The sequence below is a fragment of the Marinomonas pollencensis genome (assembly GCF_003387375.1).
GTDB lineage: Bacteria > Pseudomonadota > Gammaproteobacteria > Pseudomonadales > Marinomonadaceae > Marinomonas > Marinomonas pollencensis.
The window spans coordinates 118,462-143,798 of record NZ_QUNG01000007.1 but is presented as its reverse complement, the minus strand read 5'-3'; the positions used below and the strand labels follow the sequence as shown (position 1 = coordinate 143,798).

Annotated in this window: 29 protein-coding genes; 2 read left to right on the top strand and 27 right to left on the bottom strand. The window is 45.4% G+C overall.

The annotated features are described in order from the left end of the window. Genes ccmE through ccmA form a run of 5 tightly spaced genes read right to left on the bottom strand, consistent with a single transcriptional unit; the run spans position 1 to position 2,651 of the window. Entirely contained in the window at positions 1-465 is a 465-nt protein-coding gene (gene ccmE, locus DFP81_RS11670) for a cytochrome c maturation protein CcmE (RefSeq protein ID WP_115897969.1), read from the bottom strand. Then, a complete protein-coding gene (gene ccmD / locus DFP81_RS11665) occupies positions 465-644 on the bottom strand; it encodes a heme exporter protein CcmD (RefSeq protein WP_245959146.1) in 180 nt (59 codons plus the stop codon). The genes ccmE and ccmD overlap by 1 nt, the downstream gene beginning before the upstream one ends. Then, positions 631-1,377 (bottom strand): heme ABC transporter permease, encoded by a 747-nt coding sequence (locus DFP81_RS11660; RefSeq protein WP_115897967.1) that lies wholly within the window; start codon positions 1,375-1,377, stop codon positions 631-633. The genes ccmD and DFP81_RS11660 overlap by 14 nt, the downstream gene beginning before the upstream one ends. After that, entirely contained in the window at positions 1,377-2,039 is a 663-nt protein-coding gene (ccmB, locus tag DFP81_RS11655) for a heme exporter protein CcmB (RefSeq protein WP_115897966.1), read from the bottom strand. Before ccmB ends, DFP81_RS11660 begins: the two co-directional genes overlap by 1 nt. Before the next feature lie 3 nt (positions 2,040-2,042). Then, complete coding sequence (gene ccmA / locus DFP81_RS11650) at positions 2,043-2,651, bottom strand: heme ABC exporter ATP-binding protein CcmA (protein WP_181903085.1); 609 nt, start codon at positions 2,649-2,651, stop codon at positions 2,043-2,045. A 120-nt stretch (positions 2,652-2,771) separates the two neighbouring features. Between ccmA and DFP81_RS11645 the strand changes: the two genes are divergently transcribed. Together DFP81_RS11645 and DFP81_RS11640 are read left to right on the top strand one after the other, a co-directional pair. Beyond that, positions 2,772-4,115, top strand: a complete 1,344-nt coding sequence (locus tag DFP81_RS11645) for a flagellar hook-length control protein FliK (protein ID WP_115897964.1) — start codon at positions 2,772-2,774, stop codon at positions 4,113-4,115. Then, positions 4,115-4,372 carry an EscU/YscU/HrcU family type III secretion system export apparatus switch protein gene (locus DFP81_RS11640; RefSeq protein ID WP_115897963.1) on the top strand — a complete coding sequence of 86 codons (258 nt, stop codon included), beginning with the start codon at positions 4,115-4,117 and terminating at the stop codon, positions 4,370-4,372. The genes DFP81_RS11645 and DFP81_RS11640 overlap by 1 nt, the downstream gene beginning before the upstream one ends. A gap of 20 nt (positions 4,373-4,392) precedes the next feature. On the opposite strand, the gene DFP81_RS11635 is transcribed toward DFP81_RS11640, so the two are convergent. The 22 genes from DFP81_RS11635 to DFP81_RS11530 form a co-directional block, all read right to left on the bottom strand. Further along, positions 4,393-4,797 carry a DUF2802 domain-containing protein gene (locus tag DFP81_RS11635; RefSeq protein ID WP_115897962.1) on the bottom strand — a complete coding sequence of 135 codons (405 nt, stop codon included), beginning with the start codon at positions 4,795-4,797 and terminating at the stop codon, positions 4,393-4,395. A 21-nt stretch (positions 4,798-4,818) separates the two neighbouring features. Continuing rightward, positions 4,819-5,319 carry a chemotaxis protein CheW gene (locus DFP81_RS11630; RefSeq protein ID WP_115897961.1) on the bottom strand — a complete coding sequence of 167 codons (501 nt, stop codon included), beginning with the start codon at positions 5,317-5,319 and terminating at the stop codon, positions 4,819-4,821. Between the two features lie 31 nt (positions 5,320-5,350). Further along, on the bottom strand, positions 5,351-6,238 hold the full coding sequence (locus DFP81_RS11625) for a chemotaxis protein CheW (protein WP_115897960.1): 888 nt from the start codon (positions 6,236-6,238) through the stop codon (positions 5,351-5,353). Between the two features lie 9 nt (positions 6,239-6,247). Next, entirely contained in the window at positions 6,248-7,021 is a 774-nt protein-coding gene (locus DFP81_RS11620) for a ParA family protein (protein WP_115897959.1), read from the bottom strand. 69 nt (positions 7,022-7,090) lie between these two features. Continuing rightward, positions 7,091-7,939, bottom strand: coding sequence for a flagellar motor protein MotB (locus tag DFP81_RS11615; RefSeq protein ID WP_115897958.1), 849 nt, complete (start codon positions 7,937-7,939; stop codon positions 7,091-7,093). Beyond that, entirely contained in the window at positions 7,932-8,669 is a 738-nt protein-coding gene (locus DFP81_RS11610; protein WP_115897957.1) for a flagellar motor protein, read from the bottom strand. The genes DFP81_RS11615 and DFP81_RS11610 overlap by 8 nt, the downstream gene beginning before the upstream one ends. After that, positions 8,669-9,733, bottom strand: a complete 1,065-nt coding sequence (locus DFP81_RS11605; RefSeq protein ID WP_115897956.1) for a protein-glutamate methylesterase/protein-glutamine glutaminase — start codon at positions 9,731-9,733, stop codon at positions 8,669-8,671. The genes DFP81_RS11610 and DFP81_RS11605 overlap by 1 nt, the downstream gene beginning before the upstream one ends. A gap of 29 nt (positions 9,734-9,762) precedes the next feature. Continuing rightward, positions 9,763-12,021, bottom strand: coding sequence for a chemotaxis protein CheA (locus DFP81_RS11600; RefSeq protein ID WP_115897955.1), 2,259 nt, complete (start codon positions 12,019-12,021; stop codon positions 9,763-9,765). Positions 12,022-12,033: 12 nt separating this feature from the next. Further along, positions 12,034-12,822 (bottom strand): protein phosphatase CheZ, encoded by a 789-nt coding sequence (locus DFP81_RS11595; protein ID WP_115897954.1) that lies wholly within the window; start codon positions 12,820-12,822, stop codon positions 12,034-12,036. 9 nt (positions 12,823-12,831) lie between these two features. Then, a complete protein-coding gene (locus tag DFP81_RS11590) occupies positions 12,832-13,212 on the bottom strand; it encodes a chemotaxis response regulator CheY (protein WP_204355562.1) in 381 nt (126 codons plus the stop codon). A gap of 55 nt (positions 13,213-13,267) precedes the next feature. Continuing rightward, positions 13,268-14,005: an RNA polymerase sigma factor FliA gene (locus tag DFP81_RS11585; RefSeq protein ID WP_115897953.1), complete on the bottom strand. Its 738-nt coding sequence runs from the start codon at positions 14,003-14,005 to the stop codon at positions 13,268-13,270. Positions 14,006-14,105: 100 nt separating this feature from the next. Then, positions 14,106-15,380: a flagellar biosynthesis GTPase FlhF gene (gene flhF, locus DFP81_RS11580; RefSeq protein WP_115897952.1), complete on the bottom strand. Its 1,275-nt coding sequence runs from the start codon at positions 15,378-15,380 to the stop codon at positions 14,106-14,108. Positions 15,381-15,479: 99 nt separating this feature from the next. After that, positions 15,480-17,600, bottom strand: coding sequence for a flagellar biosynthesis protein FlhA (gene flhA / locus DFP81_RS11575; protein ID WP_115897951.1), 2,121 nt, complete (start codon positions 17,598-17,600; stop codon positions 15,480-15,482). A 39-nt stretch (positions 17,601-17,639) separates the two neighbouring features. Continuing rightward, entirely contained in the window at positions 17,640-18,776 is a 1,137-nt protein-coding gene (gene flhB / locus DFP81_RS11570; RefSeq protein WP_115897950.1) for a flagellar biosynthesis protein FlhB, read from the bottom strand. Continuing rightward, positions 18,769-19,551 carry a flagellar biosynthetic protein FliR gene (fliR, locus tag DFP81_RS11565; RefSeq protein WP_115897949.1) on the bottom strand — a complete coding sequence of 261 codons (783 nt, stop codon included), beginning with the start codon at positions 19,549-19,551 and terminating at the stop codon, positions 18,769-18,771. The genes flhB and fliR overlap by 8 nt, the downstream gene beginning before the upstream one ends. Next, positions 19,551-19,820 carry a flagellar biosynthesis protein FliQ gene (gene fliQ / locus DFP81_RS11560; RefSeq protein ID WP_115897948.1) on the bottom strand — a complete coding sequence of 90 codons (270 nt, stop codon included), beginning with the start codon at positions 19,818-19,820 and terminating at the stop codon, positions 19,551-19,553. Before fliQ ends, fliR begins: the two co-directional genes overlap by 1 nt. A gap of 2 nt (positions 19,821-19,822) precedes the next feature. Next, complete coding sequence (gene fliP, locus DFP81_RS11555) at positions 19,823-20,560, bottom strand: flagellar type III secretion system pore protein FliP (protein WP_115897947.1); 738 nt, start codon at positions 20,558-20,560, stop codon at positions 19,823-19,825. After that, positions 20,557-20,952, bottom strand: coding sequence for a flagellar biosynthetic protein FliO (fliO, locus tag DFP81_RS11550; RefSeq protein WP_245959144.1), 396 nt, complete (start codon positions 20,950-20,952; stop codon positions 20,557-20,559). The genes fliP and fliO overlap by 4 nt, the downstream gene beginning before the upstream one ends. 56 nt (positions 20,953-21,008) lie before the next feature. Then, positions 21,009-21,470, bottom strand: a complete 462-nt coding sequence (gene fliN / locus DFP81_RS11545) for a flagellar motor switch protein FliN (protein ID WP_115897945.1) — start codon at positions 21,468-21,470, stop codon at positions 21,009-21,011. 1 nt (position 21,471) lies between these two features. Continuing rightward, on the bottom strand, positions 21,472-22,449 hold the full coding sequence (gene fliM / locus DFP81_RS11540; protein ID WP_115897944.1) for a flagellar motor switch protein FliM: 978 nt from the start codon (positions 22,447-22,449) through the stop codon (positions 21,472-21,474). Positions 22,450-22,454: 5 nt separating this feature from the next. Next, on the bottom strand, positions 22,455-22,979 hold the full coding sequence (locus DFP81_RS11535; RefSeq protein ID WP_115897943.1) for a flagellar basal body-associated FliL family protein: 525 nt from the start codon (positions 22,977-22,979) through the stop codon (positions 22,455-22,457). Positions 22,980-23,092: 113 nt separating this feature from the next. Beyond that, positions 23,093-25,315, bottom strand: a complete 2,223-nt coding sequence (locus DFP81_RS11530) for a flagellar hook-length control protein FliK (protein ID WP_115897942.1) — start codon at positions 25,313-25,315, stop codon at positions 23,093-23,095. Between the last annotated feature and the right edge of the window lie 22 nt (positions 25,316-25,337).

Genomic DNA, 25,337 nt, shown 5'->3' with positions numbered 1-25,337 from the left:
CTAGTAATCATTAACAGAGGATGAGGTAGGAGTACTGTCATTTTGGGCTTTTTCTAACGCCTCCGACACTTCCGGAGGCATGTATTTTTCATCGTGTTTTGCCAACACTTGAGAGGCCGAAAAAACACCGTTACTGAGCATTTTTCCTTGGGCGACTATCCCCTGCCCCTCACGGAATAAGTCTGGCAAAATACCTTGATATTGAATCTGTAGCGAGTGTTTAAAGTCCGTCACTGAAAACACCACATCTAGGGTATTAGCGTCACGCTTAACACTGCCTTTCACCACCATTCCGCCCGCGCGAATGGTGGTATTTTGCGGCGCCTCGCCAAGGGCTATCTGAGTTGGGGAATAAAATAAGTTTATATTTTGCTGCAATGCATAAAGCACTAAGCCCAGTGCTGAGCTCAACACAAATAAAATAATCGCAATCGTAATAAGACGTTTTTTACGGATCGGGTGCACTAGGAATGGGTCTCTCTTGAGTAACGTTTTTTTAATTGACGAAGCGTCTTACGACGCCCCTGAATCGTATTAGCAATCAAACCCGCTAAGATCAACAAAACCAATCCGTAAGTTGACCAGACAAAGGCCCCATGCGTTCCCATTTGAATGAAATCTGCCAAGCTATCAAACGCCATCATTCATCACCTTCTCTTTTACCCACTGACTACGACGCTCGCGCAGCAAAATTTCCGATTGCATCCGCCACATAGCAAGACCCGCCACCAAAAAATAAAAGCCCACTAGGCTGATCAATAAAGGCAACCACATCTCCATTGGCATCGCAGGCTTTTTTGTTAGCCCAAAGGATGCAGGTTGATGCAAGGTATTCCACCAATTCACCGAGTACTTAATAATGGGCAAATTAATCAACCCAAGCACACTCACAATGGCCGCGGCCTGATTTGCTAACGCGACATCTTCTAACGTATTTTGCAGGGCAATAATTCCCATATACAAAATAAATAACACTAACACTGAGGTTAAACGTGCATCCCAGACCCACCAAGTTCCCCATGTTGGTTTCCCCCAAATAGCACCAGAAATTAACGCAATAGCAGCCATAGCTGCGCCCACTGGCGCCATGGACTTAATGAAAATTGGGGCCATCTTCATTTGCCAAACCAGATACACTAAGCCAGCTACCCCCAAAGAGAGGTAGCAAGATTCTGCTAATACCGCGGCCGGCACATGGACATAGATAATTCGATAGGTCTCCCCTTGTTGATAGTCAGTTGGGGCAAAAACCAGCCCCCATATCACACCAACTAACAAGCACAAAAGCCCTAGATAAAAAACAGGGGTTGACCATTTACTAGCCCACTGGAAAAACCATTTAGGCGACCCTAATTTATGAAACCAAACCCAATTCATTAACGCACACTCGCTTTGATACACAGAGAAGTCATAACTGGTGAAACCACCAGAGCTAACAATGAAATGGCCGCTATTAGAGCTAACAATCCACCATAGGGCATCCCTAATTGTACCGCTTTAATTGCTGCGCTAGAGAAGATAATAATAGGGAAATAGAAAGGCAAAATCAGCAACACCATCAGCATCGCTCCTTGTTTTAGCGACACCGTTAATGCCGCCCCAATGCTGCCAATCAAAAACAAGCCAGGACTGCCCAGCAGTAAAGTGCTGATCAAAACCCACAGACTGTCGGATGGTAAAAAAAGCATTTCAGAAAAAATTGGCGTTAGTATCAACAGCGGTAGCACCATTGCCCCCCAATAGACTCCGACCTTGATTAACATTAGCCAAGGTAAAGAGAGCCCACTTAAAATCAGCTGGGTTAACACCCCGTCGACGTAATTTTCTTTAAACATACTTTCAAGAGATACAATCACAGACAATGCAACAGCACACCAAATAATACCGCCAGCTGCTGGGGACAAAAAGTCAGCCGATGGGTCTATTCCTAACGGGAACAGAACCACCACCATAACAAAAAAAAGTAAGGCATTAACCACCCGCTGCTTAGTGCGAAAAAGCGCTAAACACTCTGCTTTAAAATAGGATAAATAGGTCACGTATTACAACTCCACCCGCTGAAAAGGAAGGCTTTTCAGTGGCAAATGAGAGGCCAAGATAATGATCCCTCCCGCACTAATATGGTCTGCCATTTTCGCCTCTAATTGACTAATGAGCGTCTGATCCAGCGCGGTAAAAGGTTCATCTAGCAACCAAATGGGCTTATCTGATAACCAAAGTCTGGCAAGTGCCACACGGCGTAATTGGCCTGCGGAAAGTTGTTGCAACTGAGCCTCTGCGAAAGCAGACATGGAGAGTTCTTTTAACACCAATTGAAAACGACTGATATGGCACTCTGGAAAATACCAACTTAGGTTCTCCATAACAGTAAGCGCAGCGTTTAAACCTACCCCATGGCCAATGTATAGGGACTTACTTAGCAGGCTCTGAGCAGGCCGCACAAGCACTTCTCCATTTAATGAAATAGTGCCATTAAGTAAGGGTAATAAACCAAGAAGCGCTTTAAAGAAAGTACTCTTACCGGCGCCATTTGCGCCACTTATATGAACTATCTCACCTGATCGAGCAGAAAAAGACAACCCATTTAACAGATCGCTTTCTCCTCGCTCCACCAAGAAATCTGATATGGTTAATGAGGCAACTGAATACAAAAGATATGTCCATGTGAGCCGATAAAATAAAGACGCGCTGTTTGATTGCCTTAAAGCAACACTAGAGCGCACTCATTATATGTGAAACGTTTTAAAATAACGAACCAGTGGAATGCCTGTATGATTTCAGACATTAAAAGCAGCAATCAAGCAGTCACAACGAGCAAGGCACCAACTACAGTGCCGGCACAAGCCGGTACGATCAGCCAATTACAAAGCGAAATACGGCTAATAAAAGACCTTAGCTTGATCAAAATACAAGGCAGCGAAAGCCTTAGCTTCCAAGGCAAACCTGCACAACTAATTAGCGCAACAAGCAATCAACACGCGTTTACCTTAATAAACACAGGCCCAAGTGTGCCATTAGATGGGCAGCAAACGGCAAAATTATCCGTTTCGGCACAGCATCAAGCCAGCCTTAGCTTTGCTAACAATCCTCCCGTAACCTCCCATTTGGGGCTCGCATCACGGATTATTCCACTCACAGCTTTAACCCCATCTCATGGTGCCAATGGCCATTATCAAACGACGGTTTCAGATGGCCAGCAACAGTTCCAGATCTCCAGCCAAAGCCCATTAAAAAAAGGCGAAACCATTAGAGTACTGCTCGATAATCAGAACCAACTTCAAGTGATTCCAAACAAATTAGCGTCCCCCTCAACATTACCTGTTGAAGCGTTAAAGCAAAGTTTGCCACAACAATTGTCCAGTAGCGAAATGAGCCAATTAATCAAACGACTTGAAATACTTAACAGCGCCATGCCGGCTTCTTTGTCCCCCCAAAGCAAACGCGCCCTTGCTCAATTGATTCAAGGCTTACCTGCGCTGGAGAAATTGACCCAATCTTCGGATGCGATGAAACATGCCATTCAAAACAGTGGGCAGTTTGCCGAGTCCTCGTTAAAAAATACCATAGACCCAAGTGCAGACCTCAAATTGAATCTAACGCGATTAGACAACGCCACAAAGGATAACCCAGCCCAACGATCCTTAAATTTTCCCACTGAGCAGGTAGCAAGCGCCATTGAAAGAGTCACCAGTAACCAATTGCGTCATTTTTCTGACTTAAGCCAAAATGTCGCACAGAATTTCCCTCTGCACATAGAACTGCCAATTAAAGACAATCAGCAAACGAGTTTAGTACAGCTGCAAATAGATCAAGACGCTGCCGATAATAGCAGCCAAGACCACGCACGGCGTTGGTTGGTAAAGCTTAACTTTGATTTTGAAGAAACTGGGCGTTTTGAAGCCAGAGCGGGGATTCAAGAAAATAAAGTCGGTATTATATTTGCCGCTGAAGACGCCGCCACCACCGCGGCGATCAAACAACAAATGGGCGTTTTAAAACAGCAATTGATCGATAAGGACATTGAAGTACAAAGGTTGGAAGCATTCCAAAGTAAGCTGCAAGAAGACAAACCTCAAAGCCCAACAAATACTTCATTAATCGATGTGAGAACCTGATGAAAAAGGCCGTGGCACTAAAATACGATTACACATTAGCCCCAACGGTGGCTGCCAAAGGGTCTGGCTACTTAGCTGAGCGCATTATGGAAGTCGCTAAAGAGCATGATGTTATGCTCCATCAAAGCCCAGAATTAGTAGAGATGTTGAGCACACTCGAACTTGGTGAAGAAATCCCAGAAGCACTTTATTTAGCCGTGGCTGAGATTATTGCTTTTGCTCATAACATCAAAAATCACTGGCCCCAAGAGCCATGATTCACCGTTATGCGCAACATTTAATGATAGTCAGAGTTATGGCGAGACTCTTTTTTCAGCAGGCTAATTAATTCTGCTTCAGCACGTATTAAACCGCACTTAGAGACAAGATCATCTACCGTTGCCCCCATTTCTAGCAGTTCCATTGCTCGGTTATAAGACACACTGCCTTCCTTCGACAGTAGCTCAGATTGACGCTCTACTGCCATATTCAATTTCTTCTCAATGGCGACCAAACGTCGTCCCATACCAATCGAACCAGACGCCAACACTTGCACCTGCTTTTTTTGGTTCACACTTTCATCCTGATGCTGAGCTTTCATCTGTTTTATGCGTTTTGATAAGCGCATAGCCCATACAGCCAATGCGATCAGCATCACAAACTGCAGAATGAGTAGAAGGTTAAATAACCATTGAGATTCCATTGTATACTGCTGCCTTCGACCTTACATTGTGCCTATTTCAGACCATTCATCTTCAGAGAGAAGTTTATCCAGGTCCACTAAGATAAGCAGGGTATCATTTTTATGGCATACACCTTGAATAAATTTTGAGGCGTCGTCGTTGCCGACATTCGGGGTGACTTCTATTTCCGATTGGCGTAGGTAAACCACTTCGGATACAGCATCCACTAAAATCCCAATAATATGGCCGTCCACCTCTAAAATCATAATACGAGTCGTATCGGTAATCTCACCAGATGGCAAACCGAAGCGCTGGCACGTGTCCATCACGGTGACGACAGTTCCTCGCAGGTGGATTATCCCGAGTACAAAACTCGGCGCACCTGGAACCGGAGCAATCTCGGTATAACGCAATACCTCTTTAACTTGCATTACATTGATGCCGTAGGTCTCGTTTTCCAAACGAAAGGTTACCCACTGAAGCATTGGGTCTTCGGCTTGTTTAGACTCTTTTAGTGCTCTGCCTGCTGTTGTCACACTCATTCCTCAAGATCATCAAACGACTTATACAGGGTTATTTAAGATGATGTTTGAAACCGTTCTCTGGGTCATCCAACAACTCTATAAATCCCTGCACATCCAATATCGCGCACATGTGGTCAATCACTGTGCCAGCCAACCAAGGCCTCTTACTTCTATCGCTACGCCATTTCACTTGTGATGGCTGTAACGAAATGGCTTCTGCAACCTGTTCACAACCTAACGACCAATCAGATCGATCCAGCTGAATAACAAATTTAAAATGTTCTTTAAGTTCGCCTTTATAATGGTTCGGCATCACCCAGCGGGCGGTATCTACACAGCGTAGATTAAATTCACCCACATTCGCAATCCCCATAAACCAATCAGGCTGGCCGAAAATAGACGTTAATTTTTCATCACTGCTCTGAAAAATCCCCCCTAACTCGATTAAAGGGACGGCCATTTTTAGGCCACCAACATAAAACAACAAACACTCAAAACGTCCCGTTGCCCAAGGTAATGGCTCTGTTTTAGCCACTCGATGTCGACGCTCTGGTTCTGGCTCTGGCTCTGGCTCTGGCTCTGGCTCTGGCTCTGGCTCTGGCTCTGGCTCTGGCTCTGGCTCTGGCTCTGGCTCTGGCTCTGGCTCTTTAACAGAGTCGCCGCTTTGCTCGTCTTCAAGCAAGCCTTGGTCGGATAGGTTCGCTATGGCTGCATCAAAATCCGCAAAGGACGCATCAAGCTTACTTCCCACCTCCCCTAAAGCATCCTCATCTACCGCCTCTTCATCATCGAGTGGTGGTGATTTCTCATCTGACTGATCATTTGTGTCAGGCAAGGATTCTTCAACGGTTGCTTCTTGCAGCAAATCATCCAAATATCTCTGTACCGCGATTTGCGGTCTAACCATGTTGCTGTCTTTCGTTTTAGTCTCTTTCATAACCCTGATCTAATCCGCTGGATTCAGTAAAGAGCTCATTAGACTCTCGTATGCTTTAACACCTCGAGCATTAGCATCTAATGCCGATGGTGCCACACCAGCCGTGCTTGCGTCTCTCAATTTGGTGTCCACTGGAATAACAGAGTGCCAGACTAATTCATCATAGCTGTCTTTTAAACTGCGTAGGCTCTTATTCGACGCTTGAGTTCTTCGATCAAACAAAGTCGGTACTATTATATAAGGCACTGGTCGCTTACGTGCACGATTGATCATTGTTAAAGTGCGCACCATCCGCTCCAAACCTTTAATCGCTAAGAACTCGGTTTGTACCGGTATCACCAGCTTCTGACAAGCCGCCAGCGCATTAATCATCAATACCCCTAGCACCGGTGGACTATCAATTAAAACATAATCATAGTCATCCCATAAAATAGCCAAGGTCTTCGACACAACAAGCCCCATACCACCCTGTGCTTGTGCATGACGCTCAAGTGTTGCTAGAGCTGTCGATGCTGGTAACAAGGATAAATTGGGGTGGCCAGTTTCTAATATAAGCTGACCTGGTAGGCTCTCCGGTATTTTTCCATTCACCTGAAAAAGGTCGTAGGCACTGTGTTCTATGGAGTCTGGATCAAAGCGAAAATAACTGGTAAGTGAACCATGTGGGTCCAAATCAATCATTAATACTCTATTTCCAGCATCTGCCAATAAACCAGCTAAGGAAACCACCGTCGTTGTTTTTCCCACTCCTCCTTTTTGATTTGCCACTGCCCAAATGTGCACTCTGAGTCCCCTGAGATCCTATGCTGTTATTTTGCTTACCATTTCATTGCAATCATATACAGTAAATGACTACTTAAACAAGTAATCATATAGATTTGCCGCTTGCGTTTTACTAATTCTAAGCACCACTCGTCGATTTTGCTGGCGCGCGTCAGCATTAGTGTTGCGCACCTTGGGGTGCTCACTGGAAAAGCCGATCGGCGCAATGAGTTTCGGGTCTACCCCTCGATAAACCAGTTCTTCAACGACGGAGGAAGCCCTTAAACTCGATAAATGCCAATTTGAGATGAGGCGCGCTGAAGTAACTGCTAGGTCATCGGTATTGCCATCAACCAGAATCGGAGCTGGATAGCTTTTTAAAATATTACTGATCACGATTAATAACGCGACCGCCTCGTTGGTCAGTTGGTATTCACCCTCACCAAATAACAACGCCGACTTTAACTCTAAGTTCACCCATTGAGGTGAGTCGGTAATGGAGATTTGACCTGAGCGCTGCAGTGATTGAAACTCACTGCTTATCACACGATCCAATACATCATATATAGTAGGCTGTGGAAGTCCGCTCTCAGGAATAGGATCGGGGGTTTTCGTTTCCATATTAGGTGGATTTGAAGGTATCGTTTGTGCGTCTACTGCATCCTGGTCTTTTGGCTCACCAATAATAGGTTGTCCGACATTAATTGGTTTTACCGATTTTTGGACAGCATCAAACACACCCGTCAAGGTTTCGGTCAAGCGCCGATCATTACCTTGAGTTTTTAAAGAAATCGAATATAAAGCCACAAAAAAGGCAAACAACAGCGTGATAAAATCTGCGTACGACAGAATCCAGCGGTCTTTTCCTTGCGCACTATCCCCCGCTTGCTTTTTACGCACGCGGCGACGACGAGAGGAATGAGCGCCGTCATCACTCATAACTGTTTAACTCTATGTCTAAACGTTGTGGATGTTTGCCCGTTGCAATGCCATGCACGCCATCAATAATTAATTGGTGGTAAAGCAACTCTTGATCAACATAAGAAGACAATTTTTTAGCGATCGGAAACATCACCAGGTTTGCAAAACCTTGGCCATACAAGGTTGATACAAACGCCACGGCAATACCATGACCCAAGGCTGAAGGGCTGTCTAGGTTAGCCATAGCCTGTATTAAGCCAAGCACAGAACCCATAATCCCTAGGGTTGGAGCGTAACCACCTATAGATTCTAAAAAACGCACACTGGCCATACGTTTATCATGAATACGGTTGGCTTCATCGTGCAAACGATCCGCTAATAACTCTGGATCTGTGCCGTCTATCGCCATTTGCAAAGCACGCGCAGCAAATGGATTAGAAAAGTTAGCAATATCAGACTCTAATGAAAACAGGGAAGTTCGGCGGGCTTTTTGCGCTAAATCGATAAGAAAGGTTCGAGCAAAAGAAAAATCATAAGTGGGTGGAAATAAACTCCATTTCGCCAAATAAAAGGCTCGTAAAGCATCCTGTATGCTACTTTGCATTAAGGTGGCGCCAACACTTCCGACGATAACAATAATAGCCGACGGCAAGTTAAGGAGGAGAATGATTTCTCCTCCGCCAAGCCAGTTCGCTAAAAAGACCGAACTAAAAGCGAGCAACAACCCTGCTAAGGTAACAAAATCCACTAAGAAACCTCACGAGCAATGCGTTCACCAATATGATTAAGATCGATTACATCATCGGCGAGGTTGGCTTTTTCAACCGCCATTGGCATGCCATAAATAACACAAGAGGCTTCACTTTGAACCCACACAGTTGAACCTGAGTTTTTCAACATTCGAGCTCCTTCACGGCCATCCACCCCCATTCCAGTCATAATCACAGAAAGCACTTTGCCTGGATAACATTTTGAGGCAGAACCAAATGTCACATCCACTGATGGCTTGTAATTAAGACGCTCATCTCCTTCTAGTATACGCACGCAACCACCGTTGCGAGGGTCTACCATCATTTGCTTGCCACCTGGGGCTAACAAAGCGACACCGGGCAATAGGCGATCACCGTCTTGCGCCTCTTTCACTGTGATTTGGCAAATGTTATTCAATCGCTCGGCAAACGCCCCGGTAAAAGCCGCAGGCATATGCTGCACTATGACCAAGGGCGCATTAAACCCTTTAGGCAACTTACTGAGTACCATTTGCAATGCCATAGGCCCCCCTGTTGAGGTACCTATCGCCACTAAACTAACCCGCTTTCTTGAGCGTGGAATAATAACGCCACGCTCCGTCACAATCGGCTTGGGTGCAACTTTGGGCGCCAAACTTTGCAGAGGTGCACGACTTCCAGTAAGTCGAGTGCGTGCAACCGCAAGCACTCGCTCCACTAAAGTACGCTTTACCACAGCTGAATCCCGAGAAATATCCTCGAAGTTTTTCGGCATGAAATCTACCGCACCAGCTTCTAATGCATCTAATGTCACTTTCGCCCCTTCGTGGGTCAGTGACGAAAACATCAAAACCGGCGTGGGTTTTAACTTCATGATATTCGTCACTGCTGAAATGCCATCTAAAATCGGCATTTCATAATCCATAGTGACAACATCTGGCGATAAAGACTGCACTTTATCTACCGCTTCGCGACCATTGTTTGCTGTGCCCACAACCGTCAGCCTAGGGTCGGCCTCAAAAATCTCTACAAGACGACGTCTAAAAAAACCTGAGTCATCTACGACCAGAACCTTAACCGGCATATAACGCTACCCCTAAATAAATATCTTATCTACCTTGATGCATAGCTCTTGATCATGCTCGGCACATCGAGAATTAATGCGATACGACCATCACCCGTAATGGTTGCCCCAGCCATGCCTACTGTTCCCTGTAGCATTTTGCCTAATGGCTTGATAACCACTTCTTCTTGACCGACTAGCTGATCGACCACAAACCCCACTTCACTGGTGCCCACTTGCACCACAACTACATGGGCTTCTTTCGGCTCAGTTTGATCACTTTCGCCTTTGATCAGCCAGCTTTTTAGGTGGAATATAGGCAATGTCTTGCCTCGTATCACGACGACTTTCTGACCATCAACCACATTGGTTTTCTGTAAGTCTAAATGGAAAATCTCATTAACACTCACTAATGGGAAAGCAAACGCCTGATCAGATAAGGTCACCATCAAGGTTGGCATAATCGCCAAAGTCAAAGGCACTTTAATAATAAAACGCGAGCCTTGGCCTAATACAGACTGAATATGCAAGGTTCCGTTTAGCTGAGAAATTTTCGTTTTAACAACGTCCATTCCTACACCACGGCCTGATACATCAGTAATTTCTGTTTTTGTCGAGAAACCAGGTGCAAAGATCAAGTTAAACGCTTCATCATCCGACAAACGCTCCGCTGCATCCATATCCATCAGGCCTTTCTCGACCGCTTTCCTACGCAGCACATCAGGGTCCATTCCTGCGCCATCATCGTCGATGGACAAGAGTATATGATCCCCTTCTTGCTCGGCAGAAAGCACAACATGACCGACTCTTGGCTTACCATTTGCCTCACGCACATCCGGCATTTCAACGCCATGATCAACAGAGTTTCGAACCAAATGCACTAGTGGGTCAGCAAGCGCTTCCACTAGGTTTTTATCCAAATCCGTATCTTCACCGCGAAGCTCAAGATTTACTTCTTTTTTCAAGTTTCTGGCAAGGTCTCGAACCACCCTAGGGAACTTACCAAATACTTTTTTGATCGGCTGCATACGCGTTTTCATAACCGCATTTTGCAGATCGCCCGTTACTACATCTAAGTTAGCAACGGCTTTACCCATGGATTCGTCTTCGCTTTGCAAGCCTAAACGCACTAAACGGTTACGAACTAAAACCAGTTCCCCCACCATATTCATGATGTCATCAAGGCGCTTAGTATCAACACGCACTGTCGCCTCTTGAGTTACCGGCGCATTGGCCGCTTTCTCTTTCGTCGGCTCAGCACGTTTTTTATCCGCACTTGGTTTAGGGTTTTGCTTTTGCTCTGGCGGCGCTTTGGGAGCCGTCACTTTTTCCGTTTTTTTCTCAGCCGCTTCCGGTTTACTGGTGTCGACTTTCGCTTTAGGAGCCTGACCTTTACCATGCAAAGAATCTAACAAAGACTCAAATTCATCCTCTGTGATTAAATCCCCTTCAGGCTCACTTGGAGATTCATTTGGCTGCTCAAGGTTGGCTTTTTCTGGCTCAGCAGAAACGCTATCTTCAGCACCTTCAGCTTGTCCAGGCGCTTTACCGCCATGCAGTTGATCAAGCAGCTTTTCAAACTCATCTTCAGTGATCTCATCAGAGCCTGATGCTTCATCTACAGGCGCCTCTGTAGCCGGCGTTTCTGCCGCAATACCTGGCGCACTTGAACCATGAAGTTGATCGAGTAAGGCATCAAATTCGTCTTCGGTAATTTCATCAGAGTCGGCAGACGGTTCTGCAACTGTTTCTGCATCCGTGTTGCTACCTAGCGCATCAAGTAAAGATTCAAACTCATCATCCGAAATATCCTCATGTTCCGCAGCCTCATCCTCGTCTGCAGCATGACTTGGCACCACCACCGCTTCCTCAGGGACTTCACTAACATTCGTATCCACAGCGTCAATGTCATCGTCACTTGGCGGTATAGAGTACGCCTTTAATGCATTGATTAAATCCGCAGCAGCAGGTTCTGGTTCACCACCTGAACGCACCGTTTCAAACATCTCGTTTACTGCATCGAGAGCTTGTAACACAACATCCATTAACTCTGAATCGATTGTACGCTGACCGTTACGCAAGATATCAAACACACTTTCAGCGTAATGACAGCAATCCACTAGAGCGGTTAACTGGAGAAAACCAGCACCACCTTTAACCGTGTGAAAACCGCGAAAAATAGCATTAAGAAGCTGCTTATCATCTGGGTTTTGCTCTAGATCTACTAATTGTTCGGAAAGCTGTTCAAGTAATTCACCAGCTTCTACCAAAAAATCCTGCAGAATTTCTTCATCGACCTCGAAACTCATCCTCAGCTCCTTTTAGAAACCAAGACTTGATAGCAAGTCGTCTACTTCGTCTTGACTATTTAGTACTTCAGGGTTGTTTTGTTTATTAATAGCCGGGCCATGCCCACGAGTGTCATCGTGTTCTGACTCTTTCTCTTCGTATTTGATCCCAGAGATACTATCAACGCGTCCTGCAACAGCAACAAGATGAACAAGGCGTTCTTCTACATCTCGAATTAAATCATTCACCCGCGCAATAACTTGACCGGTTAGGTCTTGATAGCCTTGCTCTAAGAGAATGGTGTTGAGGTTGGAGTGTAAAGCGGTGGCGCTGTTATCAGCGTATTGTAAGAATGCATCAATACGCTTATATAGATCACGAAACTCTTGTGGCGTTAAATCTCGTTGAATTAAGCGCCCCCAATCTTTTCGCAATTCTTTAGCTTGAGCCTGCAGCTCACTAGCAACAGGCATGCTGCTGTCGACCATATCCATGGTTTTATTCGCAGCAGAACTCGTTAGCTCGATGACATAATTTAGGCGATCAGAAGCGTCAGTGATTTTGGTTCCAGAATCACTGTCTTCATCATTAACGACTAAATCCATTGAATCTATTTGAAAGTCTCGAATAGCATCATGAAGGCTACGGGTTAGCGTACCAACCTCCTTATAAAAGCTATTATGTCGAGCATCACTCAATTCTTGAATGATCTTAATGGCGCCACTAAAATCACCCGTTTCTAAGTGATTTAGTAAATCTACAGCACCATCTTTAACTAAGTTTTCAAACTCTCCTAGCGCAGACCCAGATTTCTTTGACATTAACCGTCCTTATTTAGCTGCATCGATTCGTTCGAATATTTTCTCAATTTTTTCCTTGAGAGCAACCGCAGTAAATGGCTTAACAACATAACCGTTTACTCCGGCTTGCGCCGCAGCAATAATCTGATCACGCTTAGCTTCAGCTGTTACCATTAACACTGGAATACTTTTTAGTTTTTCATCGGCTCGAACTGCACGAAGCAACTCGATTCCTGTCATCCCAGGCATATTCCAATCGGTTACAAGAAAGTCGATTGTACCGCCTTGTAGAATCGGTAACGCTGTTGTTCCATCGTCCGCTTCAACTGTATTGGTAAACCCCAAATCCCGCAGTAAGTTTTTGATGATACGTCTCATTGTCGAGAAATCATCAACAATCAGGATCTTCATGTTTTTATCCAATGCATCCTCCACACTCTAACGTTAGTCTTTTAATACTCATAATTCAGTCCTGCCAATCGCTCAACCGAGCCTTAAGCCGCATAGCAGCTTGGCTGTGTATTTGACTGACCCTAGATTCACTGACACCCAATACTGCGCCAATTTCTTTTAAATTTAACTCTTCATTATAATAAAGAGATAACACAAGTTTCTCTCTTTCCGGCAGCTGATCTATTTCTTTTGCCAATTGCCCCTGAAAACCGCTTTCTTCCGTCATGGCATAGGGCGTGCTGTTGTTATCCCCTGACACACTATCCAAAACACCGTTTTCATTTTCTATAATTTCTTCGTAGCTGAATAGCTGAGTAGTCATGGAGGCATGAATAATCTCATGGTACTCATCAATGCTAATTCCCATATGGGCAGCCACTTCCATATCGGTCACATCACGACCGACTTTAGCTTCCAGCTCATGAATAGCCGCTGATGCCGCTCGACCGTTACGCCTAACTGAGCGAGGTGCCCAATCAGCCTTACGGATTTCATCCATAATAGAGCCACGGATACGAATACCCGCATAAGTCTCAAAACTCGCGCCCTTGTTTGATTCAAACCGTTTATAGGCTTCAATCAACCCCATCATACCCGCTTGCGTTAAATCATTTACATCCACACTATTAGGCAAGCGAGCCAATAAATGATAGGCAATTTTTTTCACCAGGTAGCCGTATTGGTCAACAATAGCATCAACTGACAAGGTCGCTTTTTTAGCGTATGTGTTATATCCGTTTTTGGTTTGCATAAATTATAGCGTAAGCAACCTTTAACTATTTGAATCTAATGCACATAATAACTGTACTACATACTTATGAATGGCACTTATCTTATTCCGTGCCCTATTTCTAACTGCCGTATTTTAGTGCACCGTAGAGCTGGCCATAATGTTCCGCCGTATAGACAGCTCGGCTAATTAAATTATGCGCCCTTGCTGGCTCAATATCGTCGGGGATGCGTTGACCGTCCGCAATGAACACAACCGGCAAACCTTCCTCTACCACGACGCTAATGGCTTCACCTAATGAGGCAGACTCATCAAGTTTACTCAACACACAACCATCTAATTGTACTTGAGAATAGACATCTATCACGGTTTTTAGTACTTGGCGTTGACTGGTACAAGGTAGTACAAGTAGTTTTTTCAGTCCAACGCGTGCGCGCTTCATCATCAATAATTGGCGCTCTAAATTAGAGTCGCGCGGATTCATCCCCGCGGTATCAACCAGTACCAATGAATACTCTGAGTATTTTGCCAAGACTTCATTGAGGTCGGAATACTCATTCACGACTTCAACAGGCACATTGAGTATACGACCAAATGTACGAAGCTGCTCGTGAGCGGCAATACGATAGGTATCCGTGGTCACTAAAACCACACTACCAGGGCCATGTTTTAGTACATGTTGCGCTGCAATCTTACCAATCGACGTCGTTTTTCCTACACCCGTTGGTCCCATAAAAGCAATGCAACCATGTAACTCAGTATTACTTGATCGAATGGGAATATAATCAGCTAAATGCGCTAACAAGCGGTTCCAGTCATCTTCGCGCCCTTTTAAATCGATATCATCTAATAGTCGCGACACTACTGTCTCAGACAAACCCAAGCGTTTTAACTTTTCTCTGGCCTGAGCCTCAATCGGATTCGTTTTTGAGTTCGCTGCCGTTTGTTGCTCTAGCATTTCTCGCACACGCTGCAGTTCAAGCTCCATTTCCTGAATCTGACGAGCGCTGTCTGCATTCTTTACAGATAATGCTTCTTCAACCGCTGGGTCTTCTTTATCTTCCTGCAATGGCGGCAAGTCAAAAGACCCAGGCTGAGGTGAAAACGGCGGCGCAGAAGAATGCTGCTTCGCCCGTTCAATACGCTCAAGATAATCAGCACTTGGATCTTGATGTGGCTCAGGACGCTGAACAGGAGCGGCAGCTGAAGGCTTAGGAGCCTTTTTTTCTGCCATACTAGAAGGCAAAGAGCCGTCATAATCCAATGCTGCAACAATCTCAATTTCTCCTGTTGCTAGGCGCTGATTCGACAAAATGACCGCGTCAGGGCCCACAGCATCACGGACTTTCCGTATTGCTTGGCGCATGTCGGGTGCTCGAAACCGCCTAATTTGCATGAATACTACAATCCTTCTAGTTTATTTTTCTTACAAATCCATAGCTTACCCGAAAGGTTTTGATAAATATAGATAGTAAATCATCACATTTGATACAGTCTATTGACCTATCACACCAACGACAGTGATTCTTTTATGATCAGGTACTTCTTGGTACGACAAGACAGACATATTGACCATCCCATAACGCATGAAACGCGCCAACATCGGGCGTATTGGTGCCGACACGATCAAAATAGGTGTATTGCCCATTGCCTCTTGCTGTTCGGCTGATTCTTTTAACGAGCTTTGCAATTGTTCTGCCATCTTTGGCTCTAATATCAAGGCTTCTTCGTTCTTAATTCCAGACTGCTGACTCTGCTGAACTGTTTGCATTAGCATTTTTTCTAGCTGGGGATCTAATGTCAGCACAGGGATCTCTTCTACACCATCAGCAAGTGTTTGAATAATCATACGAGACAAGGCGGTTCGTACTGCTGCCGTTAATACCATAGGATCCTGGCTCTTAGGCTGAACCCCCATAATGGCCTCGGCAATGGTCCTCATATCGCGCAACGGCACCCCTTCTATTAGCAAATTCTGCAACACTTTCAACAGCACACTCAGCGGAATAGTATTCGGAACCAATTCTTCTGCTAACTTAGGGTTATATTGTTTTAGCAAGCTCAGTAACTGCTGAACTTCATCGTGGCCAATCAACTCATAAGCATGCTTGTGCATAATCTGGTTAAGGTGAGTCGCCACCACAGTGCTGACATCAACCACCGTATAACCATAGGTCTGCGCCTGATCACGCTTTTTCGGATCAATCCACACGGCATCTAAGCCAAAAGAAGGGTCTTTTCCCGCAATACCATCGATCGAACCAAAGACTTGGCCTGGATCAATCGCCAAGTCTTTATCTGGGTGTACTTCAGCCTCAGCCAAACTCACTCCCATTAAAGTGACCCGGTAAGCGTTAGGCATAAGATCTAAGTTATCGCGAATATGGACGCTAGGCACAAGAAAACCCAGGTCTTGAGATAGTTTACGACGCACCCCTTTGATCCGCGCCAATAATTCTCCCCCTTGTGATTTATCAACCAAAGGAATCAGACGATAACCCACTTCCAGACCAAGCATATCGACAGGCGCGACATCCTCCCAACTTAAATCTTTCGTTTCTGATGTAGGAGGTGCATCAGCAGAACTGGCTTTACTTGGCCCTTTAAGCCCTTTTTCTGCTTTTTGTTTTTTACGGTATTCAAGAAAATAAGCAAATCCGCCCAGCGCAACAGCCAAAGATATAAATGAAAAGTGCGGCATTCCTGGCACAATACCTATTATGGTTAACACCGCTGCCGCCACATACAACGCTTTTGCTGAACCGAACATTTGGGCGAACACTTGTGTTCCCATATCGCCCGATTCATTGACTCTCGTCACCATAATAGCGGCGGCGGTCGAAAGCATTAAAGAAGGCAGCTGCGCGACCAAACCATCACCAATAGTCAATAAGGAATAACGCTGAATCGCTTCTACAAATGACAGGTCATGTTGTGCCATACCAATTGCCAAGCCGCCAATAATATTGATCCCCAATATCAACAGACCAGCAACCGCATCCCCTTTAACGAATTTAGACGCACCGTCCATAGAACCATAAAATTCAGCTTCAGAGGCAATTTCAGAACGGCGTATTTTGGCTTGGTCGGCATCGATCATTCCTGCGTTTAAATCTGCATCAATGGCCATTTGCTTACCAGGCATAGCATCCAAGGTAAAACGCGCACTCACCTCAGAAATTCGCCCTGCCCCTTTGGTTACCACTGCAAAGTTGATAATCATTAAGATCGCAAACACCACAAAACCGACAACATAGTTGCCACCGATAACCACTTCACCAAATGCTTGGATAACTTTACCGGCAGCATCTGGCCCTTCATGACCGTTGAGTAAAACCACGCGGGTAGAAGCCACATTCAACGCCAATCTCATCAGGGTTGAAACCAGCAATACGGTAGGAAAAACGGCAAAATCGAGAGGCCGTAAAGAATAGATAGCCACCAATAAAACCACGATGGCTAACGCAATATTAAAGGTAAACAGCACGTCCAACAAAAAAGCGGGCACTGGCAAAATCATCATTGCCAAAAGAGATAGCAGTAAAATCGGGATCCCTAAGTTCCCAGCGACCGCGCCTTTAAACTGCCCTGTCACTTTTTGACGGTCAAAAATCACACATACATCCCACTAAAATTAAACACGCATTTGAAATGGCTATTTGCCATCCCATTGAAATTCATCTGGCACTTCTAAACTCGGCATCACTTCAGGGCGAGGCGCTCCGTGCCTTGCATTACGCAACTGATAAACATAAGCCAATAACTGAGCAACCGCCTTAAACAGCCCTTGAGGTATCTCTTCACCTATCTCAGTATGATGAAAAACAGCTCGAGTCAAAGTCGGTGATTGTATCACAGGGATATCATAGTGATTGCCTACTTCTCGTATTTTCAAGGCAATGAAATCACTGCCTTTCGCCAGCATCACAGGTGCTTTACCACTATCTTGATCGTACTTTAGTGCGACAGAGAAATGAGTTGGGTTAGTAATGATGACATCCGCCTGAGGCACATCCGACATCATTCGATTCATCGCCGCTTGGCGCTGCAACTGACGAATTCGTCCTCTGACTTGAGGATCACCTTCTTGTTGCTTAAACTCATCTTTCACTTCTTGCTTGGTCATTTTAAGTTTTTGCTTATGGGACCAAACTTGGAACGGCACATCAATCGCAGCAATAAACACCAAGGCCAAAGCAATAAACACAAACGACCAAATCACCATGCTTACCCCATGGGAAATCGCCAGCGGCATAGACTGGAACGTCAGCCCCAATGCCTCTTCAAGAAAGTGATTAATAACTATCGCAGCAACACCACCGACCAATGTCACTTTGGCAATCGACTTCAGCAACTCCACCAGCGATTGTACCGAGAACATGCGCTTGAGCCCGGTAATGGGGTTTAACTTACTTAACTTAGGCAATACAGGCTCCCAAGCAAAATTAAGCCCGCCCAGAGCAATACTCCCTATAATGCCAGCTGCGGCTAAGATCGCCATCATCACAAACATCGAGTCCATCACAGAAACAATGGAGCTATAAAGATGAAATATCATTCTTCCATAATGGAAAACATCTTCTCTTTCCATCACAAAATTGAAGCTAAAAATTGCCTCAAGATCCTTGGCCAACAAGGCGCCAGTGCCATAAATAGTCATCGCCGCGACGATCAACAGCAAAGCAGCGCTTAGGTCTTTTGAACGAGGGAGGTTGCCTTTTTTTCGGGCATCTTCTAATTTCTTACTACTGGCATTTTCCGTCTTTTCACTGCCATCTTCGTTCTCAGCCATGCAAACGAATCCCCCACACGTCTTTCATCCAACTTGTTATTTCATAGAAGAACAAGCGATAAATATCCAAAAAGTCTTTCAGCATTATCCAGAAAAAGAACAAAGAAAACAGCATTATGATGGGAAAGCCTAAAGCAAAAATATTCAACTGAGGAGACGCCTTCGCTACCACACCAAAGGCAAAGTTCATAACCAGAACAGCAATCGCTAACGGCATAACAACCAACAATGCTTTTTCAAACATCCACCCACCAAGCAATACAAGCTGCCAATAGTGCTGGCTATCAAAGCCCCCACCAATAGGCCAATAAGTAAAGCTCTCCGCCAGATACTCAATCATAACAAGGTGCCCATCCGTGCCAAGAAAGGCTAAAGACACCATAGATACATAATACTGCCCCATACTCGCCACAGAAACCCCATTAGCGGGGTCATTCGACATTGCAAAACCCAGACCCGCTTTCATCGCAGCCAACTGCCCCGCTAACGAAAACACCTGAAACAAGATGGTAATCACAAACCCTAAAGCAAACCCTATCACTAGCTGCTCAGCAATCAACACGATAAAAGCGGGAGAAATAGGGTCATAGGCAGGCACCTGAATCACCGGAGTGACTATAATCGCCACCAAAAAGGAAAAGGCGACCCTTACTTTGGCATTTACCAACCGGCTACCGAAAAGGGGTAACGCCATGAAAAAGGCGCCAATACGGAAAAAAGGCAATAAGAAGCTGATCGTTAGATTCAGCAGCTGATCAGGATTAAGCTCAAGCATCAGCCAATTATCATAGGAATATTAATAAACAAAGAGGTGGTGAAATCCATCAATTTGGTCAGAATCCAAGGTCCCAGCTGCATAATCACCAAGATAGTGACAATTAAACGCGGCAAAAAAGACAAGGTTTGTTCGTTGATCTGAGTTGCCGCCTGGAAGATACTCACCAATAACCCGACCAACAAACTCGGCGCCATCACGGCTGCTACAATCACAACAATCAAATAGAAGCCTTGGCCATAAAGATCTAAAACAACTTGAGGATCCATCGCTACATCCCAAAACTGGCGGCTAAAGTTCCCATAATCATAGACCAACCATCCACCATGACAAAAAGCATAATTTTAAACGGTAAGGAAATAATGACAGGAGACAACATCATCATACCCATTGCCATCAACACACTCGCTACCACCATGTCGACAATCAGAAATGGGATGAAAATCATAAAACCTATCTGAAACGCGGTTTTAAGCTCACTGGTGACAAACGCAGGCATTAGAATGGTAAACGGTAAAGTCTCTAGAGATTGTATTTGCCCTTCCTTTCCCGCTAATTTCACAAATAAGGCGATATCATCTTCTCGAGTTTGGGCGAGCATAAAGTCTCGCATTGGAGTGGCTGCTGCCTCAACCGCTTGAATAGACGTCATCTGCTCATTCAAATAAGGCTGTAATGCAACTTCATTCACCTTGTCTAACGTTGGCGTCATAATAAACAGCGTCAGGAAAAGAGCCATACCGACCATAATCTGATTGGAAGGCGTCTGCTGCAAGCCAATGGCTTGACGCAAAATAGCCAGCACCACAATAATACGAGTGAAGGCTGTCATCATCATTAATGCCGCTGGCAATAACGTCAGCGCAGTCATGATAAATAGGATCTGCAAAGACACAGAATAATCCTGACTGCCGTCCGCATTCGTGACTACGGTAACCGCAGGCAATCCAGTTTCTGCCCACGACATAGTTGGCAACAACGCCAGCACCAATAACACTAGCCGCATCATGAAGCAGCTCCTTTATCAGCATCATGCCTATGGCTCGTCGCTGCCACTTTATCCGTCTCTGTTTCCGCTTCACTCATTGCCTGAGCAAACGCCTTACTGTTTGATGAAAAGCTTTTTAAATGATGGATAGACTGAGACGTCACGCCAAGAAGAATTTTTTCCCCTTCTACCTCAACCAAGACAATTTTTTCTTTCGTTCCTAAAGACTGACTGCTCACCACTTTGATATCAGACTGACCAAAACGCATTTGCGTCACTTGCATTTTTTTTACCAGCCATAAACATGCAGGAATAAAAACCACAATAAAAGCCAGTGACAATACGACTTTCCAAATAGAATAAGTGGTGGATATAGGTTCAGGAACTGCAGCCTGCACATAGGAAACAGCCATGCTAAGCATGGCTGTTATAAGTATTGTTCTGATCTTTATACTGAATTTCACTAGGCTTACTTCAATCGTCTAATACGCTCATTAGGACTAACAACATCGGTTAGGCGGATACCATATTTATCATTAACCACCACCACTTCCCCATGGGCAATCAGGGTGCCATTTACCAATACATCAAGTGGCTCACCAGCAAAACGATCCAACTCTACCACTGAACCTTGTGTGAGCTGCATAAGATTGCGTATCGCAATTTCAGTATTGCCAAGCTCCATCGATAAAGTCACTGGGATGTCCATAATGAGATCAAGATCAGAGCCGACGTCAGTGCCACTACTTGAAGGCGTCGCTAACTCTTCTAGTTTGACCGGCTTCACGTCTTGTTCAGACATCGCAGCCGCCCATTCATCATCCAGGTTTTCTTCACCACCAGCATCACCAGCTTCAGACATGGCTGCAGCCCATTCATCGGCTAAATCGTCATCCATTCCTGCTGCATCAGGGTTTTGTTCTTCTGCCATGTTATTTTGTTACCTTGTTAATTTTAAAGTCTTCAACCATTTGTACAGAATAGCGCTCATTACTAACGCCCAGCTTTCCTTTGAAGGTCGGGACACTATTTGCCCGCACCGTAACAAACTCCGGCATTTCTATAGGGATGATATCACCTGCTTTAAACTTCAACACCTCACCTAATGATATTTTACGATTCGCTACGCTCACCTTCAGGTTAACATCAATATCTTTAACATCCTGCTCAAGCGACCTTCCCCAACGATCATCCTTCTCATCCACATCACTTTGCACCCCAGCATCGAGCAACTCTCGAACCGGCTCAATCATAGAATAGGGTAGGGTAATATGCAGCTCGCCTCCGCCGCCATCCAATTCAATATGAAAAGTAGACACCACCACCACTTCACTAGGGCTAACAATATTCGCCATGGCTGGGTTTACTTCCGAGCTTATGTATTCCAACTCAAGCTTTAAGACTGGCGCCCAAGCTTCTGTTAAATCGACAAATACCTGTTCTAACATCAGTTGGACAATACGAATTTCAGTCGGGGTAAATTCTCGACCTTCGATTTTCGCATGGCGGCCATCACCACCAAAAAAATTATCCACCAACTTAAACACTAATTTGGCGTCTAAAATAAACAGCGCGGTACTTCTTAAGGGGCGAAATTTCACTAGGTTCAAACTGGTAGGCACATACAAGGTATGAACGTACTCACCAAACTTCATGATTTGAAGTCCCCCTGAGGAGACATCGGCAGTGCGTCTTAATAGATTGAATAAGCTAATTCGAGTATAACGAGCAAAGCGTTCGTTAATCATCTCCAAGGTAGGCATGCGCCCACGAACAATACGCTCTTGGCTCGTAATGTCGTAAGAGGCGACACCATTGGCGTCTCTTACCTCTTCCTCTTCTGGCTTCTCGTCTGCTCCATGTAATAGAGCATCGATTTCATCCTGAGATAATAAGTCTTGCGCTGACATAATCGCTACTGCATCACAAAGTTAGTAAATAACACACCATCAATGCCACCTTTGCCTGTTTCTTGCTGCAAAATACCATTAATGGAATCCAAGGCGGCCTGTTTAAGCGCCGCTTTGCCATCCATGGTTTGCAAAGCATCAAACGACTGACTGGATAGCAATAATACTAAACTGTTTCTAATCAAGGGCATATGCACTTTAACAGCATCAATTTGCGCCTGATCTTTAGATTTAATGGTCATGTCTAACTGCAAATAACGCTGCTTTGAATTGACCATAAAATCCACAACAAAGGGAGCATCTAACTCAAGGTAAATCGACGGTCCAGCAAGTGCTGCTGCGTCTTCTGCATCACTCCCGGATACCTCTTGCGCTGCGGCGTCATCTGAACCACTAAACAAAAAGAAATACGCCGCGGCACCACCGCCACCTAACAGAACTAAGACAATAGCTAAGATGATAATGAGCTTTTTCTTACCGCCTTTTTTTTCAACTTCTGCCCCAACATCTAAACCATCTTCTTCAGCCATGATAAAACCTTTGTTATTGATTACTCGATAAAAGAAAGCGCAGCATTATACTTTGCGCTAATAACGCCCTATTCTACAAAGAATAAAAAATAGCACCATGCCTTTCCTTTAATTTAAGCATAGTAATCAACTCCGGACGGGGATATATAAGAAATATTTTGTGCTGGCAGCTCATCATCCACCTCTTCGTCGGCTAAAAAGCCGCCAAGGTGAGACCTACCTGCCGCTTCTCCAGAATCCTGATATTGTCCACCGCTGGCATCTTGTTGAGAGACGCCAACATCCACATTACCAAGATCCATACCTTGCTGAGCTAACATGTCCCGTAGCCTGCCTATTTGGCTTTCTAATAAGTCCCTCGCCTGTGGCGTGGCAGCAACAAAACTCACTTGTGCATTATTATTGTCACTGTCGACTGAGACTTTAACCGTTAAACTGCCAAGCTCTGGCGGGTCCAATTTGATGTGTGCAGTATGCCCTCCAGATTGAGCAACAAATGCCACTTTTTGGCTCATTTCACCAGCCCAGCCTGGGTGGTTTGGCGGAACTGACATCGCCAGATTTTGCGCTGTATTCATGGTTTGCAAGTGCGGAGCGGCTGGCGCTGTTCGACTTGTTATATTAGCCGCTGAAGAGATCGAACTGTTCAACCCTCCAGTATCCGCCTCTTTCGCTACACCATCGAACTGGCTGGCCATTTTGCCAAGCAAGGCATCCTGCTCTTTTTTACGTAGTTCAAGGGGCTCATTAGACAATAGAGTATCCGCTCCAACAGCACTATCAAGACCATCCGTTGTACTCGACTGATCCGTTTTACTAGCCGCCAACCCAGCGAGTGTTACAGGAGCAGCAACAAGAGATTGTGCACTTTTTGCTTCATTAGCGAGTGCTACTTGTTCTGCAATCTTGGTGGTCCCAGTGGAAGCCACAACAGATTGGTCTTTCAGTGGGCTCGCTTGCTCTGCTGAGGGCCCACCCCCCATTTGCGAAAGCACCCAAGATAATTCACCTGTATCCGCTGGCTCTGTAGAGGTTAACGTCGTCGTGCCTCCCGCCATGGACAAGGACTCCCCCGCATTGTTCGCTGCCGTTTTATGGCGACTTTCAGCGCTTACCTTCGCCGCTAAGCCAAGGCTTGCTAATCCCGCATCTACACCTTTCACACCGCCCTCAGAAGCTAGCAATGCTCTTACCTCTGGAGGAATTTTATTCTCCTTCAAGGTGCCATCTTGCGGCTTTATTTCGTCCCCTAACGGCAGCGTTTGTTGAGTAGGTTGCGCTAAGTTTTCGCCATTATTCACCAGGGAGCTATGTCCCCCGTCAACGTCGGAGGCTAAAGCAGATACGCCTGTCGCAGGCGCAAGTTGCAGCGCATTCTCTGCCCCGGTAGCGTTCACCGAATTAACTAATTCAACTGACTCGCCTTCCCCTATTGCTGACTGCTGAGCATCACCACTCACACTCGTCAACACACCATTAATAGGCCCCTTTACTTCACGGGTAGTCGATGGCGCTACAGTGAGCGACTCTTTATTCGCGTCACTGGTTAGGGGTAGCACATCCGAGTTAACGGCTGGCTGTTGTGTATTTGATTGGATACCAAGCTGATTAGTGCTTACAGCAGAAGGTACTGTCGAGCGATTTGCCGTTTTTGTCGACTCTGCAGGTGTTATTACCGCTGCCGCCGATGTTTGCGACAGTGTGGGGGCGCCGTTCTCTTGAGTAAGCTTTGTAGCCGCCGATAAATCATCTAACGCAGCCGTATTACTTTTTTCTATAGTCGCGCTTTTTGGCGTATTTTGCCCCACATGGTGCAAAGTATTGCCGCTGTCAGGCAGCATACTCTGTGAGCTATTGCCTTCGCTATCGGTGTGCACTTCGAGGTTCGCAGTAGAAGAAATATGATCGCCACTGCGAGCTTCAGGAAGAGTCACTTCCGAGCCTCTCCTTACACTTTCCTGTGACGTTTTGTCATCTGTCGCTTGCTGATTAGATTTCGCGTCAGCCACACTTGTCGCTGCCTTTTCAAGCAAACCAGTGGAGGCTTTATCTACACCTATCGGGGACTTGTTTCCTGAGGTTTGAACATTTTCTGATGAACGGTCGCTAGCCGCCGCTTTGTTATCTGACGCCAAGCCCTGCTTTGCTTTTTGAAGGTTTTCTGATGAACGGTCGCTAGCCGCCGCTTTGTTATCTGACGCCAAGCCCTGCTTTGCTTTTTGAAGGTTTTCTGCAAAAAGGTGATGACGAGACTCAGACTCTTGAGACGCAACACCCTTAGTAGACTTAGATGGCGACTGAGAAGGTGACAACACCGAATTCATAACTGTTTGCATAATTTCCTCCGACAATGGAAAG